General features: G+C 65.3%; 9 protein-coding genes. 8 read left to right on the top strand and 1 reads right to left on the bottom strand.

Going from position 1 to position 10286, the window contains the following annotated elements:
- Positions 1–74: 74 nt before the first annotated feature.
- A complete protein-coding gene (fliJ, locus tag VN419_RS13995; protein ID WP_325647834.1) occupies positions 75–515 on the bottom strand; it encodes a flagellar export protein FliJ in 441 nt (146 codons plus the stop codon).
- Positions 516–704: 189 nt separating this feature from the next.
- Between fliJ and VN419_RS13990 the strand changes: the two genes are divergently transcribed.
- The 8 genes from VN419_RS13990 (at position 705) to VN419_RS13955 (ending at position 10273) form a co-directional block, all read left to right on the top strand.
- On the top strand, positions 705–1379 hold the full coding sequence (locus VN419_RS13990) for an HAD family hydrolase (protein WP_325647833.1): 675 nt from the start codon (positions 705–707) through the stop codon (positions 1377–1379).
- Positions 1380–1387: 8 nt separating this feature from the next.
- On the top strand, positions 1388–3865 hold the full coding sequence (locus VN419_RS13985; RefSeq protein ID WP_325647832.1) for a sigma 54-interacting transcriptional regulator: 2478 nt from the start codon (positions 1388–1390) through the stop codon (positions 3863–3865).
- A 362-nt stretch (positions 3866–4227) separates the two neighbouring features.
- Complete coding sequence (locus VN419_RS13980) at positions 4228–5580, top strand: dicarboxylate/amino acid:cation symporter (protein WP_325647831.1); 1353 nt, start codon at positions 4228–4230, stop codon at positions 5578–5580.
- 41 nt (positions 5581–5621) lie between these two features.
- Positions 5622–6278 (top strand): succinate dehydrogenase/fumarate reductase cytochrome b subunit, encoded by a 657-nt coding sequence (locus VN419_RS13975; protein ID WP_325647830.1) that lies wholly within the window; start codon positions 5622–5624, stop codon positions 6276–6278.
- A 9-nt stretch (positions 6279–6287) separates the two neighbouring features.
- Entirely contained in the window at positions 6288–8120 is a 1833-nt protein-coding gene (locus VN419_RS13970; RefSeq protein WP_325647829.1) for a fumarate reductase flavoprotein subunit, read from the top strand.
- Positions 8121–8123: 3 nt separating this feature from the next.
- The gene (locus tag VN419_RS13965) at positions 8124–8861 is read left to right on the top strand and encodes a fumarate reductase iron-sulfur subunit (RefSeq protein WP_325647828.1); all 738 of its coding nucleotides are present in this window, start codon (positions 8124–8126) and stop codon (positions 8859–8861) included.
- 30 nt (positions 8862–8891) lie between these two features.
- Positions 8892–9728, top strand: a complete 837-nt coding sequence (locus VN419_RS13960) for a fumarate hydratase (protein ID WP_325647827.1) — start codon at positions 8892–8894, stop codon at positions 9726–9728.
- Positions 9728–10273, top strand: coding sequence for a Fe-S-containing hydro-lyase (locus tag VN419_RS13955; protein ID WP_325647826.1), 546 nt, complete (start codon positions 9728–9730; stop codon positions 10271–10273). The genes VN419_RS13960 and VN419_RS13955 overlap by 1 nt, the downstream gene beginning before the upstream one ends.
- The last annotated feature ends 13 nt before the right edge of the window (positions 10274–10286 follow it).

Here is a 10286-nt window from a genome sequence, read left to right as displayed (position 1 = left end):
GCCAGAGGTCCAGCCCAAGGGCCCCAAGCACGGTGAGCTTGAGGGCGGCCACCACCGAAAGCGCCAGCAGGACCTTAACGATCTTGGGGCTTATGGCGAAGCGTGGCCATTTCATCGAACTCTTTCTGCTCTTCGAGGTTTGCTGCGACATGGTGTTTCCCGGCCTGCCTGTCCTTGAGTTTTTCCAGGAGCTTCTTTTCCCTGGAGCGGAGCACGGCCTCTTGGCGGCAGTTTTGCAAAATCGAGGCCAGCCTATCCAGCTCAACGATGGCGGCGGCCACGTCGCGCTCCAGGGCCTCGCGGTAGCGCATCCACAGCCAAATATCCGCCTGGGTGGCCGCGTCGCCGAAGCCCTTTTCCAGGTGCGCGGCAAGCATGGCTTCCACCTCGGCCAGGAGCTTCTGCTGGGCGTCGTGCCGGGCCTGGGCCTCGGCCAGGGCCATGCGCGCCTGGTCCTCCAGCTGCCGTCGGTACTCCAGCACCTTTTCCAGGCGGAACACAAAGGGTTTGGCCATGCCCGCTCATGCCACGATACCCGCCCGGGGGCAAGGCCCGCAGGACAAGGGGCAGACGCAAGGGCCCGCGCCCGCAGTCCAGTCCGCAAAACATGCGCCCGCTTGCGCCGCATGGCCTATGGGTGTACTGCCTAAGCGATTCGAGAACCCTTGCGCACAGCGCCCAAACGCCCAAGAGGACCCCCCGGAATGAGCACCCTCCCGCGCGCCATCATCTTTGACCTGGACGGCACCCTGCTGGACACCCTGGCCGACCTGGCCGACTCCGGCAACGCCGCCTTGGCGGCCCTTGGCCTGCCCGCCCACCCGGACGACGCCTACCGCTACTTCGTGGGACTGGGCATAGAGGAACTGGTGCGCCGCATGCTGCCCGAGGGCAGGCGCGACCCGGCCACCCTCAAGGAGGCCACGGCCCTCACCTCGGCCGAGTACAAGCGCCGCTGGAAGGACAAGACCCGCCCCTACGAGGGCGTGCAGGAGCTGCTTGAGGCCCTGCGCCTGCGCGGCCTGCCCGTGTGCGTGCTCTCGAACAAGCCCCAGGTGTACACCGACCTGACCGTCGAGGCCTTCTTTCCCGGCCGGCCTTTCACCCATGTGCGCGGGGCCCGGCCGGAAGTGCCCAACAAGCCGCACCCCGCAGGCGCCCTGGCCCTGGCGCAGGAGCTGGAGCTTTCGCCCGGCTCCATCGTCTTCGTGGGCGATACGGCCACGGACATGAAGACCGCTCGCGGCGCGGGCATGCTGCCCGTGGGCGTGTTGTGGGGCTTCCGCGACGAAGCCGAGCTCAAGGAGAACGGCGCCCTGCGCATCATCGCAGAGCCCCGGGAGCTGCTGCACCTGCTCGACGCACCCGTCGCGCCCTAGGAGTTTCCATGCGCCAGGCCTCGCCAGACGCCACCGCGCCCCTGCCGGACAACGCCGACCTGCTGAACGCGGTCAACGCGGGCGTGCTGGTGCTGAACCCGGCCGACGGCGAGATCATCACCGCCAACGACCGCGCCCGGGCCATGCTGTGCGGCGGCTGCGCCCTGCCCAGCCTGGAGGCGCTGTTCCCGCGCGGCGAATTCCATCTGGCCGACCTGCTGGAAGGCGTGAGCGGCGTGGAATGCCGCATCACCGGCGCGCAGGGCCAGGCCGTGCCCGTGCTGCTGGCCTCGCGCCTGGTAGAGCGCGAGGACGGCGGAAGGCTCATCCTCACCGTCACCGACCTTTCCCTGCTGCGCAGGGCCGAGGCCCGCTACCAGAGCTTTTTCGAGAACGTCATCGAGGGCGTGTTCCAGTCTACCAAGAGCGGCCGCTACCTCATGGTCAACCCCGGCCTGGCCAGCATCCTGGGCTTCGACTCGCCCGAGGAGCTCATCGCCCACTTCAAGGACCTGCGCAGCCAGCTCTACGTGGACCCGGCCGACCGCGACACGCTCTTCCGCGTCCTGCGCGAGACCGGGCAGATCAAGGGCTTCGAGACCCAGTTCATCTGCAAGGACGGCAGCACCCGCTGGATCTCCCTCACCGCGCGCGAGGTGCGCGACCCCACCAGCGGCGAGCTGCTGTACATCGAGGGCCTGAACATCGACATCACGGCCCGCAAGGAGGCCGAGCGGGCGCTGAAGGAGAGCGAGGAGAAGTTCCGCCACACCTTCGACCAGTCGCCCATCGGGGCGTCCATGGTCAGCCTGGACAACACCTTCCTGCGCGCCAACGAGGCCTTCTGCCGCATCACCGGCTACACGGAAGCAGAGCTCAAGAGCATCACCTTCGCGGCCATCACCCACCCGGACGAACGCGAAGAGAGCCTGCGCCAGTATGACCGCGTGAAGCGCGGCGAAATCGACTCCTGGGAGCAGGACAAGCGCTACATCGCCAAGGACGGCCGCGAGGTCTGGGTGCACCTTTCCGCGGGCATCGTGCGCGATTCCTCCGGCCGCCCCCTGTACCTGCTGCCCATGGTCCAGGACATCAACCACCGGGTGGAGACCGAGCGCGCCATGCAGGCCATCCACGCGGAGAAGGAGCGCCTGCGCTCCGGCCTGGAGGCGGTGTTCCGCTCCATCCCCGACGCCATCATCACCGTGGACACGGACATGCGCATCATCCAGACCAACCGGGCCCTGTCCGAGGTCTGCTGCATCGGGCCCGAGCTGCGCCAGGACAAGGACCTGTCCTGCGTCAGCGGCTCGTGCAAGCGCGCCTGCTTCACGGTTTTGCGCACCACGCTGGAAACGCGCAAGCCCGTGTTCGAGCACCGGGTGGAATGCCAGACCCACGCTCCGGGCAAGGTGGTCATCATCAACAGCTCGCCCCTGCTGGACCGCGACAACAACTTCGCGGGCGCGGTGCTGGTCATCCGCGACATAACCCGCCTGGCCGACCTGGAGAAGCGCCTGACCGACCTGCACAGCCACCGGGGCATCGTGGGCAAAAGCAAGGTCATGCAGGACATCTACGCCGTGCTGGACCAGCTCTCCGACGTGGAGAGCACGGTGCTCATCACCGGCGAATCCGGCACGGGCAAGGAGCTGGTGGCCGAGGCCCTGCACTACGGCGGCTCGCGCTGCAAGGGCCCGCTCATCAAGGTCAACTGCTCGGCCTTGTCTGAAAGCCTGCTGGAAAGCGAGCTTTTCGGCCACATGCGCGGGGCCTTCACCGGGGCCATCCGCGACAAGATCGGCCGTTTCGAGGCCGCCGAGGGCGGCACCATCTTTCTGGACGAAATCGGCGACATCTCCCCGCGCATCCAGCTGAACCTTCTGCGCGTGCTGGAGCGCAAGGAGTTCGAGCGCGTGGGCGACTCGCGCACGCGCAAGGCCAACGTGCGCGTGCTGGCCGCCACCAACGTGGACCTGCTGGAAAAGATCCGCCAGGGCCTCTTCCGCGAGGATCTCTACTACCGCCTCAAGGTCATGGTCATCCAACTGCCCCCCCTGCGCGAGCGCACCGAGGACATCCCGCTCTTGATGACGCACTTCATCAGCCACTTCCAGGCCAGCTTCGGCAAGCGCATCACCAAATGCTCGGACGAGGTCATGCGCCTGTTCATGACCTACCCCTGGCCGGGCAACGTGCGCGAACTCAAGTACTCCCTGGAGCACTCCTGCATCCTCTGCCCCGGGGGCGAGATAACCAGCGCCCACCTGCCCGCGGATCTGCTGCGCTTCAGCCAGGGGCAGGCCCTGCCGCGCCTGCTCTCCGCCCTGCCCGCGCAGCGGCGCGGGGTGCAAAGCGGCCTCACGCGGGAGGACATCACCCGCGCCCTGGCCCACGCGGGCGACAACCGCGCCAAGGCGGCCCGGCTGCTCGGCGTGGACCGGCGCACCCTGTACCGCAACATGGCAAAGCATCAAATTTCCTGATTCTTCCCCAGCTGCACCGGGAGAAAACATGTGGCGCCACGCATGTGTGGCGCCACACCCGTGGCGCGTGCCCCACTTTCCGCCCTGTGCCGCCTGCGCGCCGGCATGCAGATTTTTAGCACAACCTATTGAAATAAAATCTCCTTGGGACTATCATCCAAGCTCAGAAAAGCCTCAACAGGGATGGCACGTCTATTGCTCAAACAGACCGCTGCACACACACATCCTGCACAACGGTCCGCGTACGGCCGCGCAGGCAGGTTGCGCAAGCACGGAGGCCCCGCCGAGGGCCACAACGTCGCGAGGGGCCCGGCCCCGCGCACAACCAGGCACCGCCGCAAGGCGGTTCAAGGAGCAGGGGGATGGCAGACGCACCGGTGAAGAAACCTTTCTATAAGTCTCTTTATTTCCAAGTCATCATGGGCATCTGCATCGGCATCGCCCTGGGCGTGTTCTTCCCCGGCAAGGACGGAATCGCCGCGCAGATGAAACCCTTTGGCGACGCCTTCATCAAGATGATCAAGATGATCATCGCTCCCATCATCTTCTGCACGGTCGTCGTGGGCATCGCCAAAATGGGCGACATGGGCAAAGTGGGCCGCGTGGGCATCAAGGCCATGCTCTACTTCTGGACCATGACCCTGCTCGCCCTGGTCATCGGCCTGGTGGTGGTGAACACCTACCAGCCCGGCGTGGGCATGAACCTCGACGTGTCCACCATGGACATGAGCGCGGTCGAAAAATATGCGGGCAGCGCCAAGAAGCTCTCCACCGTGGACTTCATCCTGAACATCATCCCCACCAACGTGGTTGACGCCTTTGCCAAGGGTGAAATCCTCCAGGTGCTGTTCTTCTCCATCTTCTTCGGTCTGGCCCTTTCCGCCCTGGGCGAAAAGGCCAAGAACGTCACCAAGTTCATCGATGAATTCAGCAAGGGCCTGTTCAAGGTCGTGCACTACATCATGTTCTTCGCGCCCATGGGCGCGTTCGGCGCCATGGCCTACGTCGTGGGCGCCCACGGCGTGGCCAGCCTGCAGCAGCTCATGTACCTCATGGCCGGCGTGTACACCACGTGCATCATCTTCATCTTCGGCGTGCTGTTCGTGGTCTGCAAACTGGCGGGCTTCAGCCTGTGGCGCTACCTCTGCTTCATCAAAGAAGAAATTCTGCTGGTGCTCGGCACCTCCTCCTCCGAGTCCGCCCTGCCGCGCATGATGGCCAAGATGGAAGTGGCGGGCTGCAACCGCTCGGTCGTCGGCCTCACCCTGCCCATGGGCTACTCCTTCAATCTCGACGGCACGTGCATCTACCTGACCATGGCCGCGGTGTTCCTGGCCCAGGCCACCAACACCCCGCTCTCTTTGAGCGACGAACTGTACATGCTGGGCATCCTGCTCCTCACCTCCAAGGGCGCGGCGGCCGTCACCGGCGGCGGCTTCATCACCCTGGCGGCCACGCTGGGCAGCTTGCACACCATTCCCATCGCCTCCATCGCCGTGCTCCTGGGCGTCGACCGCTTCATGAGCGAGGCGCGCGCCATCACCAACTTGATCGGCAACGGCATCGCCACCATCGTGGTGGCCAAGTGGGAAGGCGCGCTCGACGTCGTCGCCCTGAACAAGGCCCTCTCCGGCACCAGCGACGAAGCCGAGGACGCCCCGGAAGAGATCCTCGACGGCGCGGTGGCCGCCGAAGTCCACGTCAAAAAAGTCTAGCAACGGCATTCGTTTAATAGAACCTTGTGCATGGAGGATATATGTCCCTTCCTTTGACGGCGAACCATCCCACCTTGAACGCGCGCCGCCTGGACGGCGTGCTGGACTGGGCGCAGATGCTCTCAGGCGCAGGGCTCATCAGCTTCATGTGGGCGCACATGATGCTGGTGGCCAGCGTGGTCATCAGCCCGGACGTCATGAACGCCATAGCCGAGTTCTTCGAGAAGACCGGCATGGCCCAGGTGGGCGGCCCGCTCATCTTCCTGCTGTTCCTGGCGCACTTCGTCCTTGCCGCGCGGAAGATCCCCTTCCGCCTGGAAGGCCAGAAGACCATCTGGGAACACGCCAAAATGCTGCACCACACCGACACCTGGCTGTGGGTGGTGCAGGCCGTCAGCGCCATGGTCATCCTGGTCATGGGCGCCATCCACATGTGGGTGGTGCTTTCCGACCTGCCCATCACGGCCATCAAGAGCGCGGAGCGCATCAGAAGCGGCGCGTGGATCCTGTTCTACCTGGTGCTTCTGCCCATGGTGGAGCTGCACGTGGGCATCGGCTTCTACCGCATCCTGGTGAAGTGGGGCTTTGTGCAGCGCAGCGGCCGCAAGGGCCTTAAGCGCGGCGAGAACCTGCTGACCCTGATCATGGTCTCCATCGGCGTTCTGACGCTGATCCGCTTCTGGTTCCTGAAAGGATAGGTGGGCAAGATGCAGACAATCTACACCGACGTACTCGTCATCGGCGCCGGCCTGGCCGGCGAACGCGCGGCCATCGAGGCCGCCCAGGCGGGCTTCTCCGCCATCTGTCTGAGCCTCGTGCCCGCGCGGCGCTCGCATTCCTCGGCCGCCATGGGCGGCATGCAGGCGGCCCTTGGCAACTGCGCCAAGGGCGACGGCGACTGCCCGGACGTGCACTTCGCCGACACGGTGAAGGGCTCCGACTGGGGCTGCGACCAGGAAGTGGCCCGGCTCTTCGCCGACCGCGCCCCCATCGAGATGCGCCAGCTGGCGCACTGGGGGGTGCCCTGGAACCGCGTGGTGCCCGGCAAGAGCATGTACTTCAAGGGCGGCAAGCAGTTCGAGAAGGAAGAAAAGGAAGAGAACCGCGGGCTCATCACCGCGCGCGACTTCGGCGGCACCGCCAAATGGCGCACCTGCTACGTGTCGGACGGCACGGGCCACAGCGTGCTCTTCACGGTCGACAACGTCTGCGCCCAGCTGGGCGTTGAGGTGCACGACAAGACCGAAGCCATAGCGCTCATCCAGGACGGCCAGACCTGCTTCGGCGTGGTGGCGCGCTGCCTGCGCACGGGCGAACTCAAGGTCTACCTGGCCAAGGCCACCACCATCGCCTCCGGCGGCTTCGGGCGCATCTACCCCTGCACCACCAACGCCGTCATCTGTGACGGCGGCGGCCACATCCCGGCCATCAACACCGGCATCGTGCCCATGGGCAACATGGAGGCGGTGCAGTTCCACCCGACGGGCATCGTGCCCACGGACATCCTCGTCACCGAGGGCTGCCGCGGCGACGGCGGAACGCTCCTCGACGTGAACGAAGAACGCTTCATGAACATCTACGAGCCCGAAAAGCAGGAGCTGGCCAGCCGCGACGTGGTCTCCCGCTGGATGACGCATCACATGCGCCAGGGCAAGGGCGTAAAAAGCCCCTACGGCGAGCACCTCTGGCTCGACATCCGCCACCTGGGCGAAAAGCACATCACCGGCAAGCTGCGCGAGGTGTATGAGATCTGCACGTCGTTCCTCGGCGTCGATCCCATCCACCAGCTCATTCCCGTGCGCCCCACCCAGCACTACAGCATGGGCGGCGTGCGCACCAACAAGGACGGCCACGCGTACGGCCTGAAGGGCCTGTTCAGCGTGGGCGAGGCCGCCTGCTGGGACATGCACGGCTTCAACCGCCTGGGCGGCAATTCCCTGGCCGAAACCGTCGTGGCCGGCGGCATCGTGGGCAAGAAGATCGCCGAGTTCCTGCAAGGGGCCGAGGTCACCTTCAATTCCGCCGTCATCGACGCGGAAGTGAAGAAGCAGCAGGAGCGCATCCAGAACGTCATCAGCTGCAAGGCGGGAACCGAGAACGTGTTCAAAGTGCGCCTGGCCATGCAGCAAAGCCTGCACAAGGGCGCGAACATCTTCCGCACCGACGCGGGCCTCTCCGCCTGCGTGGCCGAGTTGCAGGAGATCCTGCAGCGTGCGCGCAAGGTGGGCCTCAAGAGCAACGGCCTGGGCGTGAACCCGGAACTCGCAGCCGCCCTCAAGATTGAAGGCCAGGTCAAAATGGCCCTCATGGTGGCCTACGGAGCCCTCAAGCGCACGGAATCGCGCGGGAGCCACAACCGCGAGGACTTCACCGCGCGCAACGACCGCGACTGGCTTTCCCGCACCCTGGCCTACTGGAAGAGCGAGAAGGACGACCTGCCGACCCTTGCTTACGAAGACGCCACGCAGATCTTCCACATTCCGCCGGGAGACCGCGGCTATGGCAAGAGCGAGATCATTAAAGCCGAGACGAAGGGGTAAGCCATGGCCAGAGCACTGAAATTCAACATCTTCCGGTACAATCCGCAGGACCCGGAGTCCACTCCGCACATGGAGACCTTCTCCCTGGAGGAGACGGACGCCATGACCCTGTTCATCGCCTTGAACCGCATCCGCGAGGAGCAGGACCCGAGCCTGCAGTTCGACTTCTGCTGCCGCGCGGGCATCTGCGGCTCTTGCGGCATGGTCATCAACGGCCGCCCGGGCCTGGCCTGCCACACCAAGATCAAGGACCTGCCCGCGGACATCACCCTGCTGCCCCTGCCGGTGTACCAGCTGGTGGGCGACCTCTCGGTCGATACCGGCTCCTGGTTCCGCGAGATGTACGACGCCACGGAGTCGTGGATCCACACCAAGAAGGTGTTCGATCCCAACGCCCCGGAAGAGCGCATGGAAAACGACGTGGCCGAGGCCATCTACGAGCTGGACCGCTGCGTTGAGTGCGGCTGCTGCGTCGCCGCCTGCGGCACCGCCCGCCTGCGCCCCGACTTCCTGGGCGCGGCAGGCCTGAACCGCGTGGGCCGCTTCCTCATCGACCCGCGCGACGAACGCACCGAACAGGACTATTACGAGATCATCGGCAACGACATGGGCATCTTCGGCTGCATGGGCCTGCTCGCCTGCGAGGACGTGTGCCCCAAGCACATGCCCCTGCAGGACCAGCTGGGCTTCCTGCGCCGCAAGATGGGCATCACCGCCCTTAAAAACTTCTTCGGCAAGTAGCCCGGCTGACCGGAGAGCAAAGGAGACGCCATGAGAGAAATCAAGGCGGCGGACATCTCGGCGGCCGTGGCGCGCATGTGCGTGAGCGCCAACACCAAGCTGCCCGATGACGTGCGCAAAAAGTTTGAGGAAGGCTACAAGAACGAGACCACGGACGCCGGCAAGGAGATCTTCCGCCAGCTGCTGGAAAACGCCGACCTCTCGTATGAGACCAAGCTGCCCCTGTGCCAGGACTGCGGTCTGGCCATCTTCTATGTTGAGCTGGGCGAGGACGTGTTCGTCCCCGGCGGCATCAACAAGGCCATCACCGAGGGCATGGTTGCGGGCTACAAAGACGGCTTCCTGCGCAAAAGCTCCTGTCATCCGCTGGAGCGCAAGAACACCGGCGACAACACTCCGGCCATCATCCACGTGGACTTCGTGCCCGGCGACAAGCTCAAAATCAGCTACATGGCCAAGGGCGGCGGCAGCGAGAACATGAGCCGCGTGACCATGCTGGCCCCCAGCCAGGGCTGGGAAGGCATCAAGAAGTTCGTGGTGCAGCGCGTGGCCGAGGCCGGGCCGAACCCCTGCCCGCCCATCATTCTGGGCATCGGCATCGGCGGCAACTTCGAGCAGGCCCCGAAGATCGCCAAGAAGGCGCTCCTGCGCAAGCTCGACGACGTGCACCCGGACCCCAAGGTGGCCGAGATGGAGGCCGAACTGCTGGCCGCGGTGAACAAGCTGGGCATCGGCCCCATGGGCCTGGGCGGCAGCTACACCTGCCTGGCGGTGAAGATCGCCATGGCCCCCTGCCACATCGCCAGCCTGCCGCTGGCGGTCAACGTGCAGTGCCACAGCGCACGGCACGAGGAGGTGGAATTCTGATGCCCACGTATTCCCTCAACACCCCGCTTCAGGATGCGGACATCGAGAAGCTGCGCGCGGGCGACGTGGTGCTTTTGAACGGCATCATCTACTCCGGCCGCGACGCCGCCCACAAAAAGCTTGTGGACCTGCTGGACAAGGGCGAAGCCCTGCCCTTCGATCTGAAGGGCGCCTCCATCTACTATGTGGGGCCCTCCCCGGCGCCCCCGGGCCGTCCCATCGGCTCTGCCGGGCCCACCACCAGCTACCGCATGGACGCCTACGCCCCGCGCCTCATCGGCCTGGGCCTCAAGGCCACCATCGGCAAGGGCAAGCGCTCCGACGAGGTGAAAAAGGCCATGCAGGAGCACAAGGCCGTGTACTTCGGCGCCACCGGCGGCGCGGGCGCGCTCTTGTCCAAGTGCATCACCGCCAGCAAGGTCATCGCCTTTGACGAGCTGGGCCCGGAGGCCGTGCGCGAGATGACCGTGAAGGACTTCCCGCTCTTGGTCATCAATGACGCCTTTGGCGGAGAGCTGTACGCGAAGCCGAATCTTGAGGATTAGCAAAAGAGCACGT

It is taken from the genome of Humidesulfovibrio sp., from assembly GCF_035560995.1.
In the GTDB taxonomy this organism is placed as follows: Bacteria; Desulfobacterota; Desulfovibrionia; order Desulfovibrionales; family Desulfovibrionaceae; genus Humidesulfovibrio.
The sequence above is the reverse complement of the archived record's forward strand: the minus strand, read 5'-3'. Positions and strand labels throughout refer to the sequence as shown.

What these genes read in the sequence shown, in the direction of transcription:
- fliJ (WP_325647834.1), bottom strand. Translation starts at nt 515, where the DNA reads ATGGCCAAACCCTTTGTGTTCCGCCTGGAAAAGGTGCTGGAGTACCGA.
- VN419_RS13990 (WP_325647833.1), top strand. Translation starts at nt 705, where the DNA reads ATGAGCACCCTCCCGCGCGCCATCATCTTTGACCTGGACGGCACCCTG.
- VN419_RS13985 (WP_325647832.1), top strand. Translation starts at nt 1,388, where the DNA reads ATGCGCCAGGCCTCGCCAGACGCCACCGCGCCCCTGCCGGACAACGCC.
- VN419_RS13980 (WP_325647831.1), top strand. Translation starts at nt 4,228, where the DNA reads ATGGCAGACGCACCGGTGAAGAAACCTTTCTATAAGTCTCTTTATTTC.
- VN419_RS13975 (WP_325647830.1), top strand. Translation starts at nt 5,622, where the DNA reads ATGTCCCTTCCTTTGACGGCGAACCATCCCACCTTGAACGCGCGCCGC.
- VN419_RS13970 (WP_325647829.1), top strand. Translation starts at nt 6,288, where the DNA reads ATGCAGACAATCTACACCGACGTACTCGTCATCGGCGCCGGCCTGGCC.
- VN419_RS13965 (WP_325647828.1), top strand. Translation starts at nt 8,124, where the DNA reads ATGGCCAGAGCACTGAAATTCAACATCTTCCGGTACAATCCGCAGGAC.
- VN419_RS13960 (WP_325647827.1), top strand. Translation starts at nt 8,892, where the DNA reads ATGAGAGAAATCAAGGCGGCGGACATCTCGGCGGCCGTGGCGCGCATG.
- VN419_RS13955 (WP_325647826.1), top strand. Translation starts at nt 9,728, where the DNA reads ATGCCCACGTATTCCCTCAACACCCCGCTTCAGGATGCGGACATCGAG.